Genomic DNA, 23,024 nt, shown 5'->3' on the forward strand with positions numbered 1-23,024 from the left:
ATCCACCGACCGTGCACCCGTGGAACAAGCGGTGCGGTGAATCTGCCGATCTTGTTGTGGGGTCGGGACATGTGCCGGAGACTTTACCTGTGCTGTTTTCCGAACGCCCCGTTTTCGCTCGGGTGACCTCGGCGCTGGGGGGCGAGGCACGGCGTCGAGAACTCCTCCGTTTCGCCTCCGTCGGTGCCGCCGCGTTCACGCTGGACACCGCCGTGTTCCTGACCTTGAAGAGCACCGTGCTCGAGGCGTATCCGGTCACGGCGAAAGTGGTCGCGGTGCTGGCGGCGATCACCTTGTCGTATGTGCTCAACAAGCAATGGTCCTTCGACGGGCGCGGCGGGCGGCGCGGCCACCACGAGGCGGCGCTGTTCTACCTGGTCAGTTTCCTGGCCGTCGCGATCAACACCGCACCGCTGTGGGTCTCGCGGTATGTGCTGCATCTCGAGGTGCCCGAGGTCTCCCGTTTCACCCAGAACGTGGCCGATTTCGTGGCCGCGCAGCTGATCGGCACCGCGCTGGGCATGGTGTTCCGGTTCTGGGCGTTCGTGCGGGTGGTGTTCCCGGACGAGGTCGAGCGCCCCGGCGCGGGGTGAGCCGGGGCGGTTGCGCTCATCCTGATGACAACCCTGTCCGGCGCGATCGCCCACCGTGCGGGCCGCGCCGCCCCGCCGCGACACCCCGGCCGCGCGTTCGCCCCGCCGCGCGGGTGGTAGGAAAGGGGGCGTGTCCGCAACTGGCGAAGGAATCGACCCGAACAGAAGCTCGCGCGCGGTGTCGGAAGTGGTGGAGCTGGTCAGTACGCTGATCCGCTTCGACACCTCCAATACCGGTGATCTGGCCACCACCAAGGGTGAGCGCGAATGTGCGCAGTGGGTGGCCGACCAGCTGCACCAGGCGGGCTATGTCACCGAATACGTCGAATCCGGCGCGGAAGGTCGCGGCAATGTCTTCGCGCGGCTGGAAGGCGCCGATCGCAGTCGTGGCGCCCTGATGATCCACGGGCACCTGGACGTGGTGCCCGCCGAGGCCGCGGACTGGAGCGTGCATCCGTTCTCCGGCGCGGTGCGCGACGGCTACGTGTGGGGTCGCGGCGCGATCGACATGAAGGACATGGTCGGGATGGCGCTGGCGGTGGCCCGTCAGTTCAAACTCGAGGGGACGGTGCCGCCGCGCGATCTGGTCTTCGCGTTCCTGGCCGATGAGGAGAACGGCGGCAAGTGGGGCTCGCAGTGGCTGGTGGACAACCGCCCCGATCTGTTCGACGGCGTCACCGAGGCGGTGGGGGAGGTCGGCGGATTCTCGCTGACCGTGCCACGCCCCGACGGCACCGAACGCAGGCTGTATCTGGTCGAGACGGCCGAGAAGGGTCTGGGCTGGATGCGGTTGCGCGCCAAGGCCCGCGCCGGCCACGGCTCGTTCCTGCACGAGGACAACGCCGTCACCATCCTCGCCGACGCCGTATCCCGGCTGGGCAAACACACCTTCCCGCTGGTGCTGTCGGATTCGGTGGCCGCCTTCCTCGCCGCCGTCGCCGAGGAGACAGGTCTGGAATTCGATCCGGCCGGCCCCGACATCGAGGGTCAGCTGGCCAAGCTGGGCACCATTTCCCGCATCATCGGCGCCACCCTGCGCGACACCGCCAATCCCACCATGCTGCAAGCCGGGTACAAGGCCAACGTGATCCCGCAGACCGCCGAGGCGGTGGTGGACTGCCGCGTGGTTCCCGGGCGGCAGGCGGCGTTCGAACGGGAGGTGGACGAGCTGATCGGCCCGGATGTCGAACGCGAGTGGATCACCAAGCTCGACTCCTACGAAACGACCTTCGACGGCGATCTGGTCGAGGCGATGAACAACGCCGTGCTCGCCCATGATCCGCGCGGCCGCACGGTGCCCTACATGCTCTCCGGCGGAACGGACGCGAAAGCGTTCGCCCGCTTGGGTATTCGTTGCTTCGGTTTCGCCCCGCTGCAGCTGCCGCCGGAACTGGACTTCACCGCCCTGTTCCACGGCGTCGACGAGCGGGTGCCGGTGCAGGCCCTCGAATTCGGCACCCGCGTGCTGGAACACTTCCTACTGCACAGCTGATCCGATCCGCAAGAGAGAGGTTTTCATGACCTACGACCCCTACGAGGCGCTTCCGAAGGTGCCGTCGTTCACCCTCACCTCCACCGATGTCACCGATGGCCAACCCTTCGGTAACGAACAGGTCAGCGGCATCTTCGGCGCGGGAGGCAAGGATATCTCCCCGCAGCTGTCCTGGTCGGACTTCCCGGCGGAGACCAAGAGCTTCGCGGTCACCGTGTACGACCCCGACGCCCCCACCGCCTCCGGCTTCTGGCACTGGGCCGTCGCCGACATCCCCGTGAGCGCGACCTCGCTGCCGTCGGGCGCGGGCAGCGGTGAGGAAGGCGGCGCCATGCCGACCGGCGCGATCACCCTGCGCAACGACGGCGGCTTCCACGGCTTCGTCGGTGCCGCCCCGCCGCCCGGTCACGGCCCGCACCGCTACTTCATCGTCGTGCACGCCGTCGACGTCGAAAGCCTCGGCATCGACGAGAACGCCACGCCCGCCTACCTCGGCTTCAACCTGTTCTCCCACACCCTCGCCCGCGCGACCTTGATCGCCACCTACGAGCAGAACTAGAGCCCGTCACGTGATCGTGGCCCTGAGCGAAACGCTCGGGGCCACAGCGTTTTCTATCGCGGGTTCGGCGCAAGACACCCCGGGCACCCGGAAACGCGTACTCGAATCCCCGCTCAGCGGCAGCTTGTCGGCGGTGCGCCTGCCGATCTTCCCCAGTGACGGGAAGCTACCCAGAACCGTGTCGTTAGTGTGGCAACTCGGACCATGACGGACCGCCGTCCCGGGAATCGAACCTCGCTGCGTCTCCGAAGGCTCGCATGACTCGCACCACCCCGCCCCGGCCCGTCGACCTCGGGGTTGCCTTCCCCGCTCTGGCACCGCTGGCCCGGACCGCGACCCGGCTCTCCTGCCCGAACCGTGCACGATCGATCCGGAACAAGTGATCGAATACCCGAACTCGGCGGAACTCGAGGGCGAGCTCGGGCAGCGAGTGGGCCAGTGGACCATGGCCCAGATTCCCGGTGTCGAATTCCGCGGTCTCGAAGACCGCGATCAGCCGTACAACTTCTTGTGTATCGCGCCCGGATGGAAGATCGGCGGCTTCGTCAATTGGGGCATGCAAGGTCCCTATCCGAACCCCTGCCCCACCTGCGGCACCCCGACCGAACCCCTACTGACGATCGCCAGCTCCGAGTGGCAATCCGATGTCCGCCATTGGATCCCGTACGAGGACCAGGCCGCCGACTTGTCATGGGGTGCTGTACAGAACGGCCCGAGCATGCCGACCCGGATCTGCGTCTCCGACCGCAACGGCCAGATCATCCGAGTCTGCCCGAAATCGCCTGAGCACCCGCACATCCAGATGATGCAATAGCCAAGCGCACGAGCATGCATCATTCGCCTCGGGCCTGGGTGAATGCCAGCACCAAAGCCGACTAGTCGGTATTCCCAGCGGTGGTTCGCGCTCGTCGCGTCGCGGCTACCCGCAAGCGCTACGCTGCCGCTGGACAGCCGCCCAAGTGGGCGCACGATGGACTGATGAGGGTACGAACTTGATCATTCGCACGGAAACCGCCTGGGTGCTCTTCTTCGCCGGGCTCATCTTCCTGTGGGCGCTGGTTCTCGGCGTGTGGAAATGGCAGGGGATGACCACCTCGCCGGACGGTCTGGCACACCCCTACGTCGACATCGCCCACCGCGCCGCACTGCTGTACTCGTTCGCCACCGGTCTGATCGCCTGGTTCGTCGAATTGTCCGGCTGGCCGACAGCGGTGAACGCCACCGCGGCGGGGGCGATCATCGCACTGTTCGTAGTGACGATCGCGAACTACATCCGCCTGGGATTGCAGCGCGAGACCGACAACCAGATGCGCAACCCTCCGCCCTCGATGCGTTTCGTCCTCGCCGCTCTGATCATCGGCGAGATCGGCGGATTCTGCGTACTCCTGGTCGGCTTCGCGGTAGAGCAGTTGGCGTAGTCCGGCTCACGCCACGAGCAATGTGCGAGTCCGTTCGTTGAAGTCCGCCACCAACGGGTGCGGACCGAAGGCCACCATGCGCTGCTGTATGTCGCGCACCGCCTCGACGGAGCGGGAGGACTTGACCTTGCGCGCGAGGTCGAGTGTCCGCACACCCGTGGCATGCGCAGCTTCGAGGTCGCGCTTCTGTATGTGGGTCACCGCGAGCGCGGCGTGGGAGAGCGCACCGCGTCGCGCGCGATTCTGCGTGCGGGCGTGGGAGATCGAACGGCGAGCGTGCGACGCGGCTTGTTCCGGTTGCCCGAGGTCACGGAATGCGTTCGCCCACTCGCCGAAGATGTATGCCTGATCGATGAATCGCGCCCACTCGGGCTCACGGTCGGGCTCGACACGGGCGAACGCGTTCTCCGCGGCGTTGATCGCGTGCGCGGTAGCGGCCTTGTCGCCGATGACAGCCAGAGAGCGAGCTTCCAAGGTCCACAGGTCCGCCAGGCAGGCGGGCGCATCCACCTTCGACAAACCTTGGCGACCCGCTTGGGCGAGTCGCCGGCCTTCGTGCGGATGCCCGAGCAAGGTTGCCTGGTCGGCCAGCCCGGCGAGCACGTGCGCGCCGAGCGCGGGATCGCGCGACTCCTCGGCCAAGCGAAGCGCCTGGATCAGATACCGCTGCGCCGTTCCGTGTTCGCCATTGTCGAACGCCATCCAGCCGAGCAGGTAGGTCTGTTCGGCAGCCGTACGGCAGAGTGCCAGGCGGACGTCTTCGGTGTGCGTCCGCCGCAGCAGCGGGTACACATGCTCGTTCATGTACGCCGCCAGAACCAGCCGACCCGAGCCGCCGCCCTGGAAGACATCCATCTCCTGGAATGTGCTGAACATGTTCCGCACGGCGGCGACGTCCTCGAGCCGCACCCGCTGCCGCTGATCCGGCAGTTGGTCGAGAGTGTTCAGCAACCAGTCGCGCGACGGCCCGATCGCCGCGACCGCCGTGAACGGAGCCATGGACAGAAATTTCCTGCGATCCACGTCGGCCCTCCCGAGGTCTGCGACTGCGTTCAGTGTCTGTGTCCACGATGGGCTGTAGAAGAGGGCGCGGTCAACGGTCGGCATCTCGCCCAGACCGAGGTCGTAGGTCGTCACGCGATAGCCGAATCGTGCCGAGAACAGGTCGGCGAGGATCGCCGGGACCGGCGGCCGTGGGCGTTCTCCCTCATCCACCCAGCGGCGCACGCTGGAGGCGTCCGGCCTGATCTGAGGTTCGCCCCATTCGAGCGCCAGTGTGCGCACCCGACGCGCCAATTCACCGCGACTCCAACCTGAACGGGCCAGCCACTCGGAGAGATGCATGTTCGCACTGTCCATCACGCCTGCCATTTCGTCACCCGGAGAGGTCGATCCACCACCTTTCAACACCCGCCGCGACCTTACTCGCCGTGACTGCGAGGTGTGTGCTGAATACGCGTCCGGTCAGGGGGTTCCGCGCGAATCCCGCGGCAGGCTCGCTCTCGTTGCCTGGGCTACTTCCGTAGTTCGCGGGACGCATCTCCACCGTCGATCGATCTGAGCAGGGGGTTTGATGATGGGCTGGATACCTTTCGGGGATACACCAGTGTCCCGATGCGCCTACTACCGGCAGGTGTGCGACCTGCCCGCGGAGGTGGATCCACCTCAGGTGGGGCGCATCGTGCTACGTATGGGGGTGGCGTGGGCGGTGATCATGCCCGCCACGCTGGGCCAGGATGTGAAGGCCTGGATGCAGCGGCACCACCATCGGATCGGGCCGATCATGTCGCATCCCCGGTCGAAGCGGTGGACGTATCTGACGCAGCACGACCTGCCGGATGACATCATGCTGTTCGCGGAGATGTTCCGGCTCGACGTCTCGTTGGTGGGCGCCGGTGGAACCGTGGCGCTGCCGAGCCCGGCGGATCAGGGGACTACGTTCCGCGCCTGGGTCGCTCGCCCCGACAGCGCTTTTCGTCCCTCCGGGAGCGTCGTGGTGGCCGCTATCCGTGGATGCGTGGCGGAGCGGGTGGCACGACGGAAGCGAGGCTTCACGTATGCCTGAAAGGTATTGCAGGGCATGGAAGGTCTCGGCGCACTACGGGATCGGCCTCGGACTCCGGCAGAGCGATACGCACGACCACGCGAAAGAGCGGCGGCGGTGAACGGTGCCGAGCGCCGTGGTTCTCCGCTCCCGTCGGAGCCGGATGTCCACTTGTCGGTGTTCTGGCACGGCGCCCGGATGGATTACGTCGCCTGTGTCACCGCGGCGTGCTTGTTCGTCCAGGAGTGGCGTGCCCGGCACTGGCACGACGCGGTCGAGGTGTCGATGGACGACATCGAGGGGTATCCGCGATTGCCTTGTGAGCGGTTGTATCTGGAGCCCTGAGGGCGCGCCCGGTCAGGAGGGGGCGTCGTAGACCAGGGTGTAGCGCCAGAACAAGCGACGGCGGATCCGGGCGCCGGGCAGTTCCCGCGCGGCGGCGGCGCGGATGTCGGCGAGAGTCTCGGTCGGCTCGGCGGTGGGTGCCGTCATGTGCGGGGGCAGCGTTTCGGCGCGAGCCGGGTGCTTGATCAGTCCCATGACGGGGTTGGCGGCTATGGCCGGTAGGTCGGCGAGTATGTCGAGGGGTCCGGCGTGGCGGTAGCAGCCGACGATCGCGAGTCGCCCGCCGGGGGCAAGACAGTCACGCAGTTCCCGCAAGGTGGGCAGCAAGGGGAGGTGATGCAGGACGGCGACGAGGGTGACGGCGTCCCAGCGTCGCTGGTGGTCGCGACCGGCGAAGCCGGCTTCGACGATGGTCACCGCGGGGTCGCCGGCGAAGCGTCGCGCCGCCAGGCGGGCGGTCGCGGGGTCGGGTTCGAGCGCGGTGACGGTGGCGGCGCGTTCGCGCAGCCGGGCGGCGAGGTTGCCTGTGCCGCATCCGACATCGAGGACGTGATGGGCTCCGGCCGCTGCCACCTGGCGTACGACCCACGCACCGTAGTGGTCGTTGTGGCTCCACGGATGTCGCCGATTGAACCGGTCGAGTCGAGACAGCAGCACCGTTCCATTCTCATGGCGGCCGCGCGGTCGGCATCCGGGGCCTCGGGGATCAGCGTGAAAGACTGTGGCCCTGGACGTGATGCCCAGGGCCACAGTGCGTTCCGGCGAGTTTACTTGACGCTGATCACCCGGTCGGAGGGTTCCTTGGCGTACAGCGCGTCGATCTCGGCCTGATATTTGGCCGCGATGGGGGCGCGCTTGAGCGACATCTTCGGGGTCAGTTCGTCGCCGCCGGGCTCCCAGACGGCGCCGAGGACGGTGAACCGTTTGATCTGCTCGACGCGGGAGAGTTTGGCGTTGCCCGCCTGGACTGCCGCCAGCACCTCGTCGATGATCTGCCCGCGGGTGGCCAGGGCGGCGATGTCCTCGCCGGTGGCGTCGAGTTCCTTGGCGCGGAGGGCGGCGACGTCGGGGTCGAGCACGATCAGGGCGGCGATGTAGGGCTTGGCGTCGCCGATGGCGACGACTTGGCCGATCAGCGAGGAGGCTGCCTTCACCGAGTTCTCGATGTTGGTGGGGGCGATGTTCTTGCCCGCCTCGTTGATGATCAGTTCCTTCTTGCGGTCCACGATCCGCAGGTAGCCGTCGGCGTCGAGGGTTCCGATGTCGCCGGTGTGCAGCCAGCCGTCGGAATCGATGGCCTCGGCGGTCTTGTCGGGCATGTTGCGGTAGCCCCGGGTGACGATCGGGCCGCGCACCAGCACCTCGCCGTCGGCGTCCAGGCGCAGTTCCATGCCGTCGACCGCGCGCCCGACCGAGCCGGGGCGGGGCTTGTCCAGCTCGGTGTAGGTGCCCACGCCCGTGGTCTCCGACATGCCCCACACCTCGCTGACGGTGAAGCCGAGGCCGAGGAAGTATTCCAGGGTCTCCGGCGGGATGGGCGCGGCGCCGGAGGAGGCGACGTGCAGCTGATCGAGCCCGAGGGCGTGGCGCAGCTTGGACAGCACCAGCGTCTCGGCGATCTTGTGCTGCGCGCCGAGCAGGGGACCGCGGCCTTTGCCGGCCAGGTCGGCGCGCGCGGCCGCGATTCCGGTGCTGATCGCCCAGTTGGCCAGCGCCTTCTTGACCGGGCTCGGTTCTTCGGCGAGTTTGCCCTCCACTCCGGCCTTGATCTTCTGCCATACCCGCGGGACGCCGAAGAAGGCGGTCGGTCGCGCGTCGGGCAGGGCGGCGGCGACCTCGCGAGGGTCGGGCACGGTGGTGATCTGGATGCCGGTGAGCAGGTTGATGGCGTGGGCGGAGATCCGGTCGGCGACGTGCGCGGCCGGCAGGTAGGACACCGCACGATCGTCCAGGCCGACCGGCAGCGGGCCGTTGACCAAGGCGATGATCTGGGCGAGCACATTGCGATGGGTGATCTCCACGCCCTTGGACGGGCCGGTGGTGCCGGAGGTGTAGATCAGAGTGACCACATCATCGGCGCCGACGGCCTGCCAGGCGGCGTCGAAATCGAACTCGGCGGCGGGCGCTTCCTCGACCTGTTCGAGGGTGACGGCGCCCTCGGCGGGGCCGTCGACCATGATGATGTGCTCGACCGGCGCCCCGGCCGCGGTGATCCGGTCGAGGAAGACCTGTTCGGTCACGACGACTTTGTTGCCCGCGTTGGTGAACAGGTGGGTGATCTGCTCGGGGGAGCTGGTGTTGTAGATGGAGAACGGGGTGGCGCCCAGGTGCAACGCGGCGGTGTCGACGAGATTGAACTCGGGACGGTTGGTGAGCATGATGCCGACGGTGTCACCGTGGCCGACGCCGAGGCCGGCCAGGCCCGCGGCGATCGAGCGCACCCGTTCGGCGTACTCGCGCCAGGTGTATTCCTGCGTGCCACCCACCTTGCGCAAGGCGATCTGGTCGGGACGCAGCCGGGCGGTCTCCTGGAATGCGGCGGGGACGGTGTACACCGTTTTGCCCGACTGGTGCGCGTATCCGATTTCTGTTGTCGTCATATCCCTGTTCCCGATAGCGCTGGCGTGAACCGGACGCCGGTATCCACCGGTGTCCGATCCGGACTCGAATCCTGACGCGGTGCGGCGAATGCACTGTCAGTCCCTCACGAGTCGGCGCGCCACATGTGGCGCGGCTCACTCATGGTAGCCACAGGAGGGAAGCGGGGTGTGCAAACTTCAACAACCCTTCAGGCGCCGATCAGATCCGGCGCGGAGCCGGGCCCGGGACGCGGACGGAAGTTCTCACCAGGTGTGATGACAACCGGGTCGGCGGCAGGCGGCTGGTCGGCCGCCCGCGACATGCCGCCCGGCTCGTCGAGTGCCCACGGCGCGGCATCGGTCGGTATCCAGTGCTTGCGCCGGGTGCGCTTGGCCTCCAGATAGTCGCGCGCCCGCTCGCTGAGCGCGCGCGTGCGCAACGGCACCGCGGTGACCCGCAACCCCTCCTGCCGCAGCGCCTCCACCTTGGCGGGATTGTTGGTCAACAACTGCACCGAACGCAATCCCAGATCGGCCAGCGCCCGAGCGGTGGTGACATAGGTGCGGGCATCGGCGGGGTAGCCGAGGGCCTCGTAGCTGGCGAAGGTGTCCGCGCCGGAGCGCTCGCTTTCCCGATAACCCAGCGCCTTGGCGATCAGCCCCGCCCCGCGGCCCTCCTGCTCCAGGTAGACCAGCACACCGCTGCCCGCGGCCTGGATGAGATCCAGCGCCTTGTCCAGCTCCGGCCCACAGTCACAGTCCTGCGAACGCAGCGCCTCCCCATACAGGCAGCGTGAGTGCACCCGCACCAGGCAGCCGTCGGCGACCGCGCCGAACAGCAGCAGGTGCCCCCGCTCCCCGTCCCCGTTCACCTCCACCACCCGAACTCGCAGATCTTGCCCGTTGCGACGGAACCGATGTTCGGTGTCGGCAGGATCCACAACGTTGGTCAATGCTCCTCCGTAGCGAGTTTGAAGATTCGCTCGACCTCACTCACCAGTGGCATCGACCCGGGGACGTCCCCGATCGATTGCGTCGCCACCATTGCGGCGGTCGCCCAGACGTAGTCGTTGCGTGCGGCGGGGCGGCGCGTCGAAACGAGACGATATACCAGGGCCGCGGAGAAGGCAGCGTGAGCGCCGACCGAGTCCTGCAGTGCTGTCGGAAACGGCTGAAAGCGGTCGCTGACCTGCTCCGACCACACCGCGCACCGGAAATCCCGGATGGCGCAGACCGCGCCGACCCCGAGCGCGCGCAGCCGGGTGGCGGTCTGTTCGGTGTCCGGCGCCGCGCCGTCGGGCGACATCGCCAGGGCCCGCAGGTCGTTGTCGCCGCCGACGAGGTAATCCACCACACCCAGATGCTGATACAGGTATTGGGGCCGATCCAGCCGCGGCGCGGGGTGCACCACCACCAGCGGCCGGTCGGGCAGTGCGCGCAACTGCGCCATGACCTGCTCGATGACGCCGGTGGGTTGTTCGAAGGTCAGCAGCACCGCATCCGAGGAGGCGATCGCCGTGCAGATGGCCTCGCTGCGTAAATCCTGGGCGCTCAACCGGATTCGCTCGTCTTTGCAGCCGATCGTGCTCGCCGCGCCGGTGCCCGCCACGATCACCGCGGTCACCGGCGTCGGGGCGTAGGGCACCACTTTGACCAGTTCGGTCTCGACGCGTTCGCTGCGCAGGTATTCCAGGATGCGGCCCCCCGCCTCGTCGTCACCGACCGCCGAGATCAACCGCACCCGCAACCCGAGCCGGGCCGCCGCCACAGCGCGCGTGAGCCCCTTGCCGCCGGGATGTTGCCGATAGCTGCCGCGCGCGGTGCCACCGGGTCCCGGGATCCGGTCCACCACATACATATGGTCGATGACCGCGTCGCCGATCACGGTGACCACACTGCGGCTGTCTACCGGATCCGGCTCGGCCGCAATGGTTTCGGCAGCCGCGCCGAAATCGACGGCGTGCGCGCCGTCGAACACCGAGGCCGTGGCCAGCCGCGTGGCCAGCTCGGTGAACGCCCGGCGCTCGGGAGCCCCGCGCAGCGAACGCACCGTCAACGTGTCCGGAACCGGTTGCGCGCCAAGGGCTTCGTGCAGCACCGCCCACTGCGCGGCGAGGTATTCGCGTCGCTCACCCAGATCCGCGGCGTAGAGCAGGCCGGGATCCACACCGGCGGGCGGGTTTTCGCGCAGCAAACCCAGCGACAGTTCCGCATCCACGACGAGCCGGTCGGTGATATCCAATCGCAGGCTCAGATCGCGCACCAGCGGCGGCACCGCTTGTTCCCGGTCGATGCCCGCGCGCCGCGCGTACTGCCGCACGGCCAGCAGATCCAGCAGCGGCGAGACGTCGATTTCGGTGCTGCGCAACCGATCCGCACTCAGCCCTGAGCGTTTGCACAACCGGGTGAGGATATTGCGAACGGCAACCATTCCCGAATCCTGCGGGACCATGGCGATGCCACCCTTTCCATCGGCGCGACACGGGAGTGCCGGGCGCATGTTGGCCACGCAAATCGGGTTTAGCCAGCGGGCAAATTGTCAATTACCAAATTACAACGGCAATTGCGCTCGGGGAACGGCAAATGCCACACTGGAAGTGGCGATCCCCATCGCACCACCAGGCAATCGGGAGGGCTGGTGATGAGAATGATTCTTCAGATACGGCAGCCGCGACGGCGGCGGCGACACCGCCCCGCCGGATCCGACATCGAGCTGGTGCCGAAGCCGGTGATGGACTGAACGAGCCCCCGGACATCCCGCGCGACAACGCACCCGTCATCGCCCCGGCACGCCGGTATGCCGATCACGCACCTCAGCTGCCCCTGGCCGCCGCTACGCGGCGTGTCTGCCGGACCGAACCGTAGCCGCGGCGCACTGCACCGCGACAAGACTTCGCACACCCCCATCGACGCGCGCCCGCGCCTTCAGCCACCGCCTTGCCCGAGGCTGCGGCTTCCCCGGCTGCCGCACACCTGCGAGCCATCCCTCGGACCACCCGGCCCGCCGAGCGGCTTCCTCGGCCCGGGTACCCACCACGGCCGCAGCCACGGCGGAATTCACGGTGCGGCGCGACCACCGCGCCACACCAGCGGATGCACGACGAGAGGCATTCGTGACCATCGAACTCAGCACCCTGGAGCCGGCCTCACTCCACCAGTCGCACCGGAGACCGCGATGACCATCCACACCACCGAATGGACGATGACCAGTGACATAACCCCGGAATCGGCCTACCGCGACACCGACGCGACCGACTCCTGGCGGCTGAGCTGGTTACCGGACCGGCGTCTGACCCGCGCCCAGGCACTGGCCGGGATGTCGCTGGACGAACTGCTCAGCGACCCGCACGTCGTGCACGACCGCATGACCCAGGCCCGCGTCGAGGTCTATGCCGACCAGCTGGGCATCCTGCGCGACCACGCGGTGATCCTGCTCGCCAAGGCCATGGCCGCACGCCTGGGCCGGGAACTGGGACCGAAGGGAGATCCGGCCCCGCCGGGGCACAGCACCCGGCGCGGACGCACCCGCACCCCCGAACCGCCGTTCGTGCACGGCTGAGTGCCGCTGATGTCAGGCGTGCGCTTTGTGCTCCGCGCCGACGGCCTCGCCGATGCTGCCGTACCCGCCGGCGCGCAACCGCTGCGCCAGGCCCCGATGGATCCTGCGCATCCAGAACGGGCCGCCGTAGATGAACCCGGTGTAGCCCTGCAACAGCGTCGCCCCGGCCAGAATGCGCTCCCACGCCTGGTCGACGGTTTCGATGCCACCGACCGAGATCAGCACCAGCCGGTCACCCACCCGCCGGTACAGCCGACGCAGCACCTCGAGCGAACGGTCGGCGACCGGCGGGCCGGACAGTCCACCGGCACCCATGGCGGCCACCGCGGCGGCGTCGGTGCGCAGACCGTCGCGGCGGATGGTGGTGTTGGTGGCCACGATGCCCGCCAACCCGAGTTCGACGGCCAGGTCGGCGACCGCGTCGATGTCCTCATCCGACAGATCCGGCGCGATCTTCACCAGCACCGGCACCCGCACACTGTCGAGCACCGCCCGCAGCAGCGGCCGCAGCGATTCGACCGCCTGCAGATCACGCAGGCCCGGCGTATTGGGGGAGCTGACGTTGACCACGACGAAATCGGCCAGCGGCCCCAGCAGCGCGGCGCTGACGGCGTAGTCCTGGGCCGCGGCCTGCGGTTCGACGATCTTCGTCTTGCCGATGTTCGCCCCGATCGGCACCCCGCCGCGGCGTGCGCGCAGTCGCTCGGCCGCCGCGGCCGCGCCGTGGTTGTTGAATCCCATCCGGTTGATCAGGGCGCGGTCGGCGGGCAGCCGGAACAACCGCGGCGCGGGATTGCCCGGCTGCGCCTGCGCGGTCACGGTCCCGATCTCGGCGAAACCGAACCCCAGCGGCGCCCAGGCATCGACACCGTCGGCGTTCTTGTCGAACCCGGCGGCCAGCCCCAGCGGCGCGGGGAACTCGACCCCGAATGCCTCGGCGCGCAGGATCGGATCGCGGGTGACGAAGACCTTGCTCATCACCCAGCGCAACGGCGCGACCGCGGCGGCCGAGCGCATGGCCGCGAAGGCGAGATGGTGGATGCGTTCCGGCGCGAGGAGGAACATCAGTCGGAGTAGCAGGGCGTACATCGGCTCACATTCCGGGTTCGGGCTGGGGTAGTAGGGCGGATTTTCGCCGCCGCAGCAGCACCCGCCTGCTGCCGTCGGTGTAGGCGCGCACCCGCGAGAGTTCCCAGCCCCCGAATTCGGCCTGGATCGCCAGCCGCATCGACGCGGTCACCCGCGTGACATCCGGCGGCAGCCGCAACGGCACGTACTCGTAGTCGTCGCTGGTGGTTTCCCAGCCCGCGGGCAGCGCGCGCCCGCGCCCCCGGTGCGCTGCCGGATCAGCGGATGCCGCGGAATCATCGCCCGCGCGTGGTGTCCGAGCCATCACTGCCCTCTCTTCCGATCGTCCGCACCGATCCGTTGCAGACCGTCGCCGGTCGCGGACCCCACGAACAGATCTCCGGTGCGTTGCTCGACGGCCACCGCGTTCGGCTGCCGGACGGTGGCGTAGCGGCCCACTTCCTTCGGTATACCAGTCGAGAGGTCGAATCCGACGACCTCGTTGCGCTGCGTGCACGTCACCCACACGGTGTCGGACCGTTGATCGTAGGCAAGTGCGTAAGGCGAAGATCCTACCGGGAAACGCTGCCGCAACACGAGTGGTCCCGCGGTGTAGACCAGCAGTTCACCGCCCGCGGTGTCGGTGACCACGAACCGGCCGCGCGTGTCGCCGATCAGCCGCGTGGCCCCGTCACCGGCCCGCAACGCCAGCCCTGGCCGCTGCTCGGCGGGGTCGAACTCGAAGATCGCGCTCTGATGCCGGTCGAGCACCGTGAGCTTGCCGTCGGCTTCGGCGAGTTCGTCGGCGGAGACCAGCCCGGACACGGTGCCGACCACCTTCCCCTCCGGCGCCAGTTCCAGCACGCGGCCCTCGGCGGTGCCGACCAGCAACCCGCCGTCCGGCCGGGCGCGCACCGACCGGACGTCGCCGTCGACGCTCACCTCGGCGACCACCCCGGACGCGAGATCCACCCGCAGCACCCGGCCCGGCGCGCCCGCCAGCATCTCACCAGGCCTGCCCGGCGTAAGACCACTCGCGCGCCCGGGCAACGTCACCGTGCGCACCACCGGCTGCACGGCAGCCGGGTCGAAGACGGTCAGCACGTCACCGTCCAGGCCCGCCAGCAACCCGCCCGCGGAATCGGCGGCCAGCTCCGCGACCGGCCCGGCGGGCAGCACCCGCCCGACCGGCGGCGTCGTCACCGCGGGCGCGGGCGCCGCGGTGGCCGGCTGCCTGGTCGGCAGGTCGGGACCGCCGGGGCCGGAGGAACATCCGGCCGACAGCACCAGCACCGCCGCACCCGCGAATGCCGAGACGAGCAAGGCGCGAGGGCGCATCCACCGAACTCCTTCTACCGACGAATCTTCCGCAACCTCACCATCTGACCATGATGACGCAACCGGTCGGCCGACCGGGTTCGCCTCGAGCGGAATGTCGGTGACCAGGGTTACGGTGGAGACCCCACCGTCCGATATAGGGAGAACCGGGTTGAAAGCCGACCATTCGTCGGGATTTGCCATCGACGACCTCACCGTCGGCGCGTACGCGCACGGCTTCGGCACCACCGCCGACGGCCACCCCTTCGCGTTCCGCACCATCCGCGCCACCTTGACCCTGGAGGTCTACCGCCGCGACCTCGGCGACGCCGTCCCCGGCCCGGAGGACGTGCTCGCGGTCGCCGAAGCCACCGTCACCGACATCGACCTCGACGACGAACGCAGTGTCGCCGCCTTGGTGCGGGATATGATCCCCGACGCCGCGACGATCGACGCCGCCGCGCAACGGGACGTCACGACCGTGCGTGCCCTACTCGGACGGCTCAGCTCCGTCATCGAAGGTATGTAGGAAGTGATGACCCACACACGACTCGCCCGCACCGCGCTCACCGCTGCGGCCCTGCTGCTGGCGGTGGCCGCCGCCGCGTGCGACAGCGGAGCCGACGAGGCCGCGGTCGACGCCGCCCGCTCCTCGGCCAACGCCTCGCTGTCGTCCTCGATCGCCGTCTCCTCCAGCGCCGCCCACCCGCCGCTGCCCACCGCCGCCGCCCTCGACGCCCAGATCAAGCGGGCGCTGGACCCGGCGCTACCCGACAGCGAACGCACCGCGCTCATCGAGGACGGGGAATCCTTCCGTCAAGCCATCCCCGACATGTACAAAGCGCTGCAGGACAACCCGCGCGCCGTCTACGGCGTGACCGACCCGGTGTTCGACAACCACGACGGCACCCTGACCGCCACCATGCGCTTGGACAAGGACGGCACCGGCGCCGCGGTCCGCACCACCGTCGTGCACTTCGTGCTCGTCGACGGCAAGTGGAAGATCTCCCGCACCGACCTGTGCGGCATCCTGCGCTCGGCCGACTACCGCACCCCCGCCTGCGGCTGAGCGGGCCCGCCACGCGATGCGCCGTTCCGGATCACTGCGGTGGGGACGGTTCGTCCACCGCCACCGCTTCCTCGTCCTTGGCTTGTTCGTGCTGTTCGTCCTGGCCTCCGGCTGGTACGGCCGCGACCTGGCCGGACGGCTGACCCAGGAGGGCTGGTTCGACGAGAGCAGCGAATCGGTGGCCGCCGCCGAACTGGCCGACCGCACCTTCGGCCGCGACACCGACAGCGACCTGATCCTGCTCTACACCGCACCCGAAGGCGCCACCGTCGACGACCCGGCGGTACGCGGACCGGTCACCGCGCAACTGGCCGGACTGCTGAGCGCCTATCCCGACCGCATCCAGAAGATCGACAGCTACTGGGACAGCCCGTTCTCCGCCCAGGCCACCGACGCCACCCACACCCATGCCTTCGCCAGCGTCGGATTACGCGGCTCGGGCACCGCGACGGTCGAGAACTACCTGGCGATCAAGGACCATCTCGGTGCCGGACGCGCCGGCGGCGGCCCCGGCGGCACGACCGTGCAACTGGCGGGATTGCAGCCGATCGTCGAAGGCATCAACACCGGAATGCAACGCGACATCAGGCGCGCGGAGATGATCGCCCTGCCGCTGGTGGCGATCCTGCTGTATTTCGTGTTCGGCGGCGTGATCGGGGCACTGCTGCCGGTGCTCATCGGCGGCATGACGATCCTGGGCACCCAGGGCGGGCTGCGGGCACTGACCGACCACATCCAGGTCAACGTCTTCGCCAGCGCCGTGCTGACCCTGGTCAGCCTGGGCCTGGCGATCGACTACGGCCTGTTCACCGTCACCCGCTTCCGCGAGGAACTCGCCGCGGGCCACACCGTCGAAGAGGCCACCGCCCGCACCGTCGCCACCGCGGGACGCACGGTGCTGTTCTCGGCGGCGATCATCGCCCTCAGCCTCGGCGCGTTGTTCATCTTCCCCAACGGGGTGCTGCGTTCGGTGCCGCTGGGCGGCATCAGCTCGGTCCTGCTCGCGGCACTGCTGTCGGTGACCGCGTTGCCCGCCGCGCTGAGCATCGCCGGACACCGCATCGACTTCCTGGGCTGGAAACGCTTCTCCCGCAGCAAGACCGAAGCGCAGATCGACGCCGGATTCTTCTCCCGCCTGGCACTGTGGGCGATGCGCCGCCCCCTGGCGGTGGCCGTGCCGATCGTGCTCACCCTGCTGGCGCTGAGCATCCCGATGCGCCACATCGAATTCGGCGGGCTCAGCGAACGGTATCTGGCCGACGACAACCCCGCGCGGGTCGCGCAGGAACGGTTCGACGTCCTGTTTCCCAGTTTCCGCACCGAACCGCTGAAACTGGTGGTGGTCGGCGCCGACGCCCGGCAACTGAGCGACATCCGCTACAGCGCCAACCAGATCCCCGGCTTGACCGGACGCTTCGAGCCCGCCGCACCCACCACCGACGGGATCAACGTTCTCGCCGCCGGGCTGACCGACAAACGCGACGCCGACCGCGTGATCGCCGCGCTGCGCGCCATCCCCGAACCACCGGGGGTGGCGGTGATGGTCGCCGGTGTACCCGCGCTGGAACGCGACAGCATCAACGGACTGCTCGACGGCCTGCCACTGCTGCTGGCCCTGCTGGTCTGCGCGGCGCTGGCGCTGATGTACGCGGCGTTCCGCTCGCTGGTGCTCGCGCTGAAGGCCGTGGCGATGAGCGCACTCAGCCTCGTGTCCACCCTCGGCGTACTGACCTGGGTATTCGTCGAGGGCCACGGGGCGGGGATCTTCCACTTCACGCCCGGACCGCTGATGTTCGCGGTACTGGCGCTGATCGTGACAGTGGTGTTCGGGCTGTCCACCGACTACGAGGTGTTCCTGCTGTCACGGGTCTCGGAGGCACGCACCGGCGGCGCGGACGCCCCCGAGGCCATCCGCTACGGCATAGCCCACACCGGCGGCGTGATCACCTCCGCCGCCGCCATCCTCATCGTGGTCACCGGCGCGTTCGGATTCTCGGACCTGGTGCTGATGAAATACATCGCCTACGGCATGATCGCGGCGCTGATCCTGGACGCCACCGTCATCCGCATGCTGCTGACACCCGCGGTGCTCAAACTCATCTGGCGATAGGACCACCCGGCGGTCGAGTTCCTCCGCGCCCTCCGGCGCCCGGCGCGCCGGTCACCGCCGCGGGGACACACCGATCGCCGCCCCGCCCAGCGATCGGCTCGACGGCGATCGAGCCACGTCATCGACCCGAACCGAGCGCGGGTCCTCCGGCCGTTTCGTGCGGGTCAGCGGCGGACGGGAAGCACCAGTTGCGCCCCGGTCAGCGGGTGGTCGAGCACTTCCACCGGATGCTGGTAGACGCGGCTGAGCAGTTCGGTGGTGAGGACCTCACGGGGTGGCCCGTCGGCGGCGATGCGACCGGCGTCCAATACCGCCACTCGATCGGCGTACGCGGCCGCGATACCCAGATCGTGCAGGACGACGACCACTGCGGCACCGTCGGCGGCGCGGGCGGCGGCCAGGCGCAGCACGGCTTCCTGGTGGCCGAGGTCCAAGGCGGCGGTCGGCTCGTCCAGCAGCAGGGTGGCGGTGTCCTGCGCCAGCACGCGGGCCAACGCGACCCGGGCGCGTTCACCGCCGGACAGGGTGGGGAACGCGCGGGTGGCGAGGTGTTCGACGTCGGTGGCGGCCATCGCGGCCGCGATGTGTTCCTCGTCGAGCTCGCGGCGCTCGGTGCGGACCCACGGCGCGCGACCCATCGCCACCACTTCACGCGCGGTGAAGGGGAAACCGACGGTGTGGGTCTGCGGCAACACCGCCCGCCGCCGCGCCATGTCCAAGGTCGTCCAGTGCGCCAACGGCCGCCCATCGAGTTCCACCGATCCCGCGCTGGGCGTCAATTCACCCGCCAGCGCCGCCAGCAAGGTCGACTTCCCCGCGCCATTGGGCCCCACCAGCGCCACGACCTGCCCCGCGACCGCCTCGAAGTCGATGCCGTCGAGCACCCGCCGCGCCTGCCCACCGCTGCGCCGGTCCACACTCACCCCCGACGCGCGCACCGTCGCCTCCCCTGTGCGCGGCCACCCCGGCAACTCGTGCACCGTCCGCAACACACTCACCCCACACCTCCCGGCCACCAGCGGCACACCATCGAGAAAGCTTCCCCGCGTTCACCGCGATCATGTGCCACACGCACGCGCGGGACGCTCATGCCCAGCCTCCGGAGCGGGCTCGGGTGCGGCGCAGCAGCCAGAAGAAGACGGGGCCGCCGATCAGGGAGGTGAGCATGCCCAAGGGCAGGTCGGCGTTGTCGACCAGGGAGCGCGCGGTGACGTCGGCGGCCAGCAGCACCACCGCGCCGACGACGGCGCTCAGGGGGATCAGCACCCGGTGAGCGGGCCCGACCAGCATCCGCACCAGGTGCGGCACGATCAACCCGACGAACAGGATGATGCCGGTGAACGCGACCCCGGCGGTGGCCAGCACCGCCACCACCACGATCACATTGCGCCGCAAACGCTCCACGTCGACACCCAGGTGACGGGCCGCCGACTCACCGAGCGCCAGCAGATCCAGCCGCGGCGCCAACAGCACCGCGGCGGCGACACCGACCGCGGTCAGCGGCGCCACCACACCCACCGACTCCCACGTGGCCCCGTTCAGCGAACCCAGCTGCCAGAACACGATCTGATCGCGGGCGGCGGGGGAGGCCACGAACAGCAGCAGCGCGATCAACCCGCCCGCGAACGCGTTGATCGCCACACCGGTGAGCACCAGCGTCACGACCTCGGTGCGCCCACCCGAGCGCGCCAGCAGATACACCAGCGACGTGGTCGCCAGCCCCGCGACGAACGCCGCCGCCGCCACCGACCAGGCCGCCACGAACGCCCCGCCCACCACGATGACCGTGCCCGCGCCGACCGCCGCCCCCGCCGACACCCCGATCACCCCCGGCTCGGCCAAAGGGTTGGCGAACACACCCTGCAACAACGCACCCGCTGTCGCCAGCGCCGCCCCGACCAGCATCGCCAGCACCACCCGCGGGAACCGCACCTGCCACAGCGTCACCTCACCCGAAGGATGGGCGGGCATCGGCCCGATGTCCCACCCGATCCGGTGCAGCACACTGCCCGCCACCTCGACGGGCGTCGTCGGCACCTGCCCGATCGCCGCCGACGCCAACGCCAACGCCACCAACCCGGCCACCGCGACCGCGAACACCAGCACCACCCGCGAACGGCGACGCGACTTCGGCACCGGCGTCACCGGCGGCCGCGCCGCGTCGGTCTGCGAAACACTCATGCGTGCCCGGTGCCGTACACCGCCGCGCTCAGCGCCGCGATCACCCGGCCGGTGTTGGGGCCGAAACTCAACAGCACCGCATCGGACATGTCCACCACACGCCGGTCGCGTCCGGCCGGGGTCTGCGCGATACCGGGCACCTTCTGCAACCCCTCCACCCCACCGACGGACTTCAACCCGTCCGACATCACCAGCAGCACATCCGGCGCCGCACCGATCATCGCCTCACTGGTGATCGCGGTGAACGGCTCGGTCAACCCGGCGACCGCGCCCGCATCCCGCGCACCCAACGCCGCGATCAACGCATCCGCACCCGACCCCGGACCGGCGAGCATCGTGATCGCGCTCGACCGCAGATACAGGAACGCGATGGTCAACCGAGGATCCTGCGCGGGCACCGCGGCACTCGCGGCGGCGATCTCGTCGCGGGTGCGCCGCGCCAGCGCCTGCCCCCGCTCCGGCACACCCAACGCGGCCGCGACCGCCTCGATCTGCGGCCCCACCCCGTCCATGGTGCGCTCCGGGTCGAAATAGACCACCGTGACACCGGCCGCGCGCAACTGCTCACGCACCGCGGGCGCGGCGCTGGTGGTGTCGGTCAAGAACACCGACGGCCGCATCGCCAGCACCGACTCCACGTTCAGCGACCCGTTGCCCCCGGCCACGTTCGGCACCTCCCGCACCGCCGGAAACGCCGCCGACGTGCTGCGCCCCACCAGCTTGGGCCCCAACCCCAGCGCGTACACGATCTGGGCGAGGGTGCCGTAACGGTCCACGGCGATGATGCGGGAAGCATCGGCGACGGTCACCTCGGCGCCGTCGAACGACCGCACGGTCACCGGCAGCGCGGGCGTGGGCTCCGGCCCGATCGGCACCGGATCCAGATCGCTCAACGTCGCCGTCGTCGGCCCGTGCCCACCGTGCGAGGAACCGGCGTCGGTGGCACACGCGACCGACCCGGCCAGCAGGCCCGCCGCGAACAGGGCCGCGAGCCCACGCCACCACCCGGTTCGGACCCGGTTCCCACGCCCACCACCGGTCGCTGCACTGCTCATGCAGGCAAGGCTAATCCGCGACGCGCGCACTGACGTCGTCGAGGGCCGCGGCGATCGCCCGCGGCAGCTCCAGGGTCTCGGCGGCCAGCACGCCGGTGAGCTGCCCGATATCGCGGGCGCCGACGATCATGCTCGCGATGCCCGGCCGATCCCGGATCCAGGCCAGCGCCACCGCCAGCGGCGAGGTCCCCAGCCCGTCCGCGGCGGTCACCAGCGCATCCACCACCCGGGTTGCGCGCTCGTCGAGACCACTGCGGATCTCCGCCGCGGTCGCCTCGTCGGCGCCCCGGGAATCGGCGGGAACACCGTCGCGATACTTGCCGGTCAAGATGCCGCCCGCCAGCGGCGCCGAGGCGATCACCCCGACCCCGTGAAACCGCGCCGCTGGCACCACATCGGCTTCGGCACCCCGCGCCAGCAGCGAATACGGCGTCTGCGCCGCGGTCACCGGCGCCACCGCGGCCAGGCTGGCCAGCTGCCAGGCCCCGAACCCGCGCACCCCCGCATACCGCACCCGGCCCGAGCGCACCGCCTGCTCGAGCGTCGAGGCCACCTCCTCGAGCGGCGTGCGCGGATCCCACACCGCCACATTCCAGATGTCGAGGTGATCGGTGCCCAACTCCAGCAGCGTGCGATCCAGTTGACGCAGCAACGCCCGCCGCGAGGTATCCACCGTGACCTGCGCGGGCACCGGCAGCCCCGCCGGGGGAAACCCCCACGGCGCGGTCCCCGCGCACCCGCTGAGCACCAGCTCGTCGCGTGAGACCAGATCACCCAACAACTCGGCCAGGATGCGCTGCGCGGCCCCGCCCGCATAGGCGGGGGAGGTGTCCACCAGCGTGCCGCCCGCCTCCACGAACGCCACCAACTGCCCCGCGGCGTCCTCGGCGTCGGTGTGCGAACCCCAGGTATGGGTCGCCAGGCCCATCCGCGACACCCGCAGGCCGCTACGGCCCACCGTCCGCTGTTCCATCACCGTGTCCGCGCATTCGTCACGGCGCCAAGCCTAGAGTGTGGATACGCGACTGGGCGTCCACCAGCACAGTGGGTCGCGCTTCGGTGCGCGCGCCGACCGCCACCCCCGGCGGTGGCGGCAGCCCGACAGCCGGGCACGCCGACGCCGCCTCGACACTGTACTGTCGCTGCGAGATTGGGGCGGCAGTCACGACGAAGTCACCGACCGCTGCACCAATGCCCAGGTAGGAACGCGTATTTCGGGCGGAACTGGAGGATGGTTCGTGGTTGGCGAGTCGATGACCTGGGTGCAGGCCTTGGTGCTGGGTCTGGTGCAGGGACTCACGGAGTTCCTGCCGGTCTCCTCCTCGGCGCACCTGCGCATCGTGTCGACGGTCTTCTTCGGCGACGACGCGGGCGCCTCGTTCACCGCGGTCACCCAGCTCGGCACCGAGGCCGCGGTGCTGGTGTTCTTCGCCAAGGACATCTGGCGGATCGTGTTGGCCTGGTTCGCGGGTCTGCGCGAGCGGGTGGGTGCGCGCGATCGCCGGGAACTGCCGCTGCACGACCAGCCCACCACGAAACTTCCCGTCCTCACCGCCGACCACCGGCGCGTTCTCGACGAGCAGGCCCAGCGCGAACTCGACTATCGAATCGGCTGGTATGTGATCATCGCCACCA

The 23,024-nt window shown here is 69.4% G+C and carries 24 protein-coding genes; 12 read left to right on the forward strand and 12 right to left on the reverse strand.

Features of this window, described 5'->3' with window-relative positions; all coding sequences use genetic code 11:
• Window positions 1-89 precede the first annotated feature (89 nt).
• The 5 genes from ON29_RS15735 (at window position 90) to ON29_RS15755 (ending at window position 4,062) form a co-directional block, all read left to right on the forward strand.
• Window positions 90-593, forward strand: coding sequence for a GtrA family protein (locus ON29_RS15735; RefSeq protein WP_217999188.1), 504 nt, complete (start codon window positions 90-92; stop codon window positions 591-593).
• Between the two features lie 130 nt (window positions 594-723).
• A complete protein-coding gene (locus tag ON29_RS15740) occupies window positions 724-2,085 on the forward strand; it encodes a M20/M25/M40 family metallo-hydrolase (RefSeq protein WP_174371829.1) in 1,362 nt (453 codons plus the stop codon).
• Window positions 2,086-2,110: 25 nt separating this feature from the next.
• Window positions 2,111-2,644, forward strand: coding sequence for a YbhB/YbcL family Raf kinase inhibitor-like protein (locus tag ON29_RS15745; RefSeq protein WP_040867032.1), 534 nt, complete (start codon window positions 2,111-2,113; stop codon window positions 2,642-2,644).
• 379 nt (window positions 2,645-3,023) lie between these two features.
• A complete protein-coding gene (locus ON29_RS15750; protein WP_051175261.1) occupies window positions 3,024-3,458 on the forward strand; it encodes a hypothetical protein in 435 nt (144 codons plus the stop codon).
• A 178-nt stretch (window positions 3,459-3,636) separates the two neighbouring features.
• On the forward strand, window positions 3,637-4,062 hold the full coding sequence (locus ON29_RS15755; RefSeq protein WP_373283880.1) for a hypothetical protein: 426 nt from the start codon (window positions 3,637-3,639) through the stop codon (window positions 4,060-4,062).
• A 6-nt stretch (window positions 4,063-4,068) separates the two neighbouring features.
• Here ON29_RS15755 and ON29_RS15760 read toward each other — a convergent pair whose 3' ends face one another.
• A complete protein-coding gene (locus ON29_RS15760) occupies window positions 4,069-5,406 on the reverse strand; it encodes an NsdA family TPR-like regulatory protein (RefSeq protein WP_217999194.1) in 1,338 nt (445 codons plus the stop codon).
• A gap of 262 nt (window positions 5,407-5,668) precedes the next feature.
• Here ON29_RS15760 and ON29_RS15765 point away from each other — a divergent pair, with 262 nt between their 5' ends.
• Both ON29_RS15765 and ON29_RS15770 read left to right on the forward strand, forming a co-directional pair.
• Entirely contained in the window at window positions 5,669-6,127 is a 459-nt protein-coding gene (locus tag ON29_RS15765; protein ID WP_245548971.1) for a DNA-directed RNA polymerase subunit beta, read from the forward strand.
• Between the two features lie 96 nt (window positions 6,128-6,223).
• The gene (locus ON29_RS15770) at window positions 6,224-6,451 is read left to right on the forward strand and encodes a hypothetical protein (RefSeq protein WP_040867034.1); all 228 of its coding nucleotides are present in this window, start codon (window positions 6,224-6,226) and stop codon (window positions 6,449-6,451) included.
• A gap of 12 nt (window positions 6,452-6,463) precedes the next feature.
• Here the strand turns inward: ON29_RS15770 and ON29_RS15775 are convergent, their stop codons facing one another.
• The 4 genes from ON29_RS15775 to ON29_RS15790 form a co-directional block, all read right to left on the reverse strand.
• A complete protein-coding gene (locus ON29_RS15775; RefSeq protein WP_040867035.1) occupies window positions 6,464-7,108 on the reverse strand; it encodes a class I SAM-dependent methyltransferase in 645 nt (214 codons plus the stop codon).
• A 110-nt stretch (window positions 7,109-7,218) separates the two neighbouring features.
• A complete protein-coding gene (locus ON29_RS15780; protein ID WP_040867036.1) occupies window positions 7,219-9,051 on the reverse strand; it encodes an AMP-dependent synthetase/ligase in 1,833 nt (610 codons plus the stop codon).
• A gap of 188 nt (window positions 9,052-9,239) precedes the next feature.
• Window positions 9,240-9,983 (reverse strand): GTP cyclohydrolase II, encoded by a 744-nt coding sequence (locus ON29_RS15785; RefSeq protein ID WP_083863572.1) that lies wholly within the window; start codon window positions 9,981-9,983, stop codon window positions 9,240-9,242.
• A complete protein-coding gene (locus ON29_RS15790; RefSeq protein WP_245548972.1) occupies window positions 9,980-11,461 on the reverse strand; it encodes a carbohydrate kinase family protein in 1,482 nt (493 codons plus the stop codon). Before ON29_RS15790 ends, ON29_RS15785 begins: the two co-directional genes overlap by 4 nt.
• A gap of 744 nt (window positions 11,462-12,205) precedes the next feature.
• Here ON29_RS15790 and ON29_RS15795 point away from each other — a divergent pair.
• Window positions 12,206-12,589, forward strand: a complete 384-nt coding sequence (locus ON29_RS15795; RefSeq protein ID WP_040867038.1) for a hypothetical protein — start codon at window positions 12,206-12,208, stop codon at window positions 12,587-12,589.
• Window positions 12,590-12,601: 12 nt separating this feature from the next.
• Here ON29_RS15795 and ON29_RS15800 read toward each other — a convergent pair whose 3' ends face one another.
• From ON29_RS15800 to ON29_RS15810, 3 genes are read right to left on the reverse strand one after another with little or no spacing between them, the layout of a single operon-like run.
• On the reverse strand, window positions 12,602-13,678 hold the full coding sequence (locus tag ON29_RS15800) for a quinone-dependent dihydroorotate dehydrogenase (RefSeq protein ID WP_040867039.1): 1,077 nt from the start codon (window positions 13,676-13,678) through the stop codon (window positions 12,602-12,604).
• A 4-nt stretch (window positions 13,679-13,682) separates the two neighbouring features.
• On the reverse strand, window positions 13,683-13,982 hold the full coding sequence (locus ON29_RS15805) for a DUF5703 family protein (RefSeq protein WP_245548973.1): 300 nt from the start codon (window positions 13,980-13,982) through the stop codon (window positions 13,683-13,685).
• Window positions 13,982-14,995, reverse strand: coding sequence for a YncE family protein (locus ON29_RS15810; protein WP_040867040.1), 1,014 nt, complete (start codon window positions 14,993-14,995; stop codon window positions 13,982-13,984). The genes ON29_RS15805 and ON29_RS15810 overlap by 1 nt, the downstream gene beginning before the upstream one ends.
• Window positions 14,996-15,095: 100 nt before the next feature.
• Between ON29_RS15810 and ON29_RS15815 the strand changes: the two genes are divergently transcribed.
• From ON29_RS15815 to ON29_RS15825, 3 genes are read left to right on the forward strand one after another with little or no spacing between them, the layout of a single operon-like run.
• Window positions 15,096-15,503: a hypothetical protein gene (locus ON29_RS15815; protein WP_245548974.1), complete on the forward strand. Its 408-nt coding sequence runs from the start codon at window positions 15,096-15,098 to the stop codon at window positions 15,501-15,503.
• A 6-nt stretch (window positions 15,504-15,509) separates the two neighbouring features.
• Window positions 15,510-16,043: a WKL family lipoprotein gene (locus tag ON29_RS15820; protein WP_040867042.1), complete on the forward strand. Its 534-nt coding sequence runs from the start codon at window positions 15,510-15,512 to the stop codon at window positions 16,041-16,043.
• A gap of 16 nt (window positions 16,044-16,059) precedes the next feature.
• Window positions 16,060-18,153, forward strand: a complete 2,094-nt coding sequence (locus ON29_RS15825) for an MMPL family transporter (protein ID WP_040867043.1) — start codon at window positions 16,060-16,062, stop codon at window positions 18,151-18,153.
• Window positions 18,154-18,317: 164 nt separating this feature from the next.
• On the opposite strand, the gene ON29_RS15830 is transcribed toward ON29_RS15825, so the two are convergent.
• The 4 genes from ON29_RS15830 to ON29_RS15845 all read right to left on the reverse strand — a co-directional run bounded on the left by ON29_RS15830 (window position 18,318) and on the right by ON29_RS15845 (window position 22,362).
• Entirely contained in the window at window positions 18,318-19,151 is an 834-nt protein-coding gene (locus ON29_RS15830) for a heme ABC transporter ATP-binding protein (RefSeq protein WP_040867044.1), read from the reverse strand.
• 88 nt (window positions 19,152-19,239) lie between these two features.
• Window positions 19,240-20,334 carry a FecCD family ABC transporter permease gene (locus ON29_RS15835; protein WP_083863575.1) on the reverse strand — a complete coding sequence of 365 codons (1,095 nt, stop codon included), beginning with the start codon at window positions 20,332-20,334 and terminating at the stop codon, window positions 19,240-19,242.
• Complete coding sequence (locus ON29_RS15840; protein WP_051175262.1) at window positions 20,331-21,389, reverse strand: heme/hemin ABC transporter substrate-binding protein; 1,059 nt, start codon at window positions 21,387-21,389, stop codon at window positions 20,331-20,333. The genes ON29_RS15835 and ON29_RS15840 overlap by 4 nt, the downstream gene beginning before the upstream one ends.
• Window positions 21,390-21,399: 10 nt before the next feature.
• A complete protein-coding gene (locus ON29_RS15845; protein WP_040867045.1) occupies window positions 21,400-22,362 on the reverse strand; it encodes an aldo/keto reductase in 963 nt (320 codons plus the stop codon).
• A gap of 280 nt (window positions 22,363-22,642) precedes the next feature.
• Here ON29_RS15845 and ON29_RS15850 point away from each other — a divergent pair.
• Window positions 22,643-23,024: undecaprenyl-diphosphate phosphatase (locus ON29_RS15850; RefSeq protein WP_040867046.1), on the forward strand; the 382-nt coding region annotated here is incomplete at its 3' end.

Origin of the sequence: Nocardia exalbida NBRC 100660 (genome assembly GCF_000308575.1) — a bacterium.
In the GTDB taxonomy this organism is placed as follows: Bacteria; Actinomycetota; Actinomycetes; order Mycobacteriales; family Mycobacteriaceae; genus Nocardia; species Nocardia exalbida.

Excerpts from the sequence above, each read along its gene's own strand:
- ON29_RS15810 (WP_040867040.1), bottom strand. The coding sequence starts at position 14,995 with ATGCGCCCTCGCGCCTTGCTCGTCTCGGCATTCGCGGGTGCGGCGGTG.
- ON29_RS15745 (WP_040867032.1), top strand. The coding sequence starts at position 2,111 with ATGACCTACGACCCCTACGAGGCGCTTCCGAAGGTGCCGTCGTTCACC.
- ON29_RS15835 (WP_083863575.1), bottom strand. The coding sequence starts at position 20,334 with ATGAGTGTTTCGCAGACCGACGCGGCGCGGCCGCCGGTGACGCCGGTG.
- ON29_RS15845 (WP_040867045.1), bottom strand. The coding sequence starts at position 22,362 with ATGGAACAGCGGACGGTGGGCCGTAGCGGCCTGCGGGTGTCGCGGATG.
- ON29_RS15840 (WP_051175262.1), bottom strand. The coding sequence starts at position 21,389 with ATGAGCAGTGCAGCGACCGGTGGTGGGCGTGGGAACCGGGTCCGAACC.
- ON29_RS15790 (WP_245548972.1), bottom strand. The coding sequence starts at position 11,461 with ATGGTTGCCGTTCGCAATATCCTCACCCGGTTGTGCAAACGCTCAGGG.
- ON29_RS15820 (WP_040867042.1), top strand. The coding sequence starts at position 15,510 with ATGACCCACACACGACTCGCCCGCACCGCGCTCACCGCTGCGGCCCTG.
- ON29_RS15800 (WP_040867039.1), bottom strand. The coding sequence starts at position 13,678 with ATGTACGCCCTGCTACTCCGACTGATGTTCCTCCTCGCGCCGGAACGC.
- ON29_RS15795 (WP_040867038.1), top strand. The coding sequence starts at position 12,206 with ATGACCATCCACACCACCGAATGGACGATGACCAGTGACATAACCCCG.
- ON29_RS15780 (WP_040867036.1), bottom strand. The coding sequence starts at position 9,051 with ATGACGACAACAGAAATCGGATACGCGCACCAGTCGGGCAAAACGGTG.
- ON29_RS15760 (WP_217999194.1), bottom strand. The coding sequence starts at position 5,406 with ATGCATCTCTCCGAGTGGCTGGCCCGTTCAGGTTGGAGTCGCGGTGAA.
- ON29_RS15825 (WP_040867043.1), top strand. The coding sequence starts at position 16,060 with ATGCGCCGTTCCGGATCACTGCGGTGGGGACGGTTCGTCCACCGCCAC.
- ON29_RS15805 (WP_245548973.1), bottom strand. The coding sequence starts at position 13,982 with ATGGCTCGGACACCACGCGCGGGCGATGATTCCGCGGCATCCGCTGAT.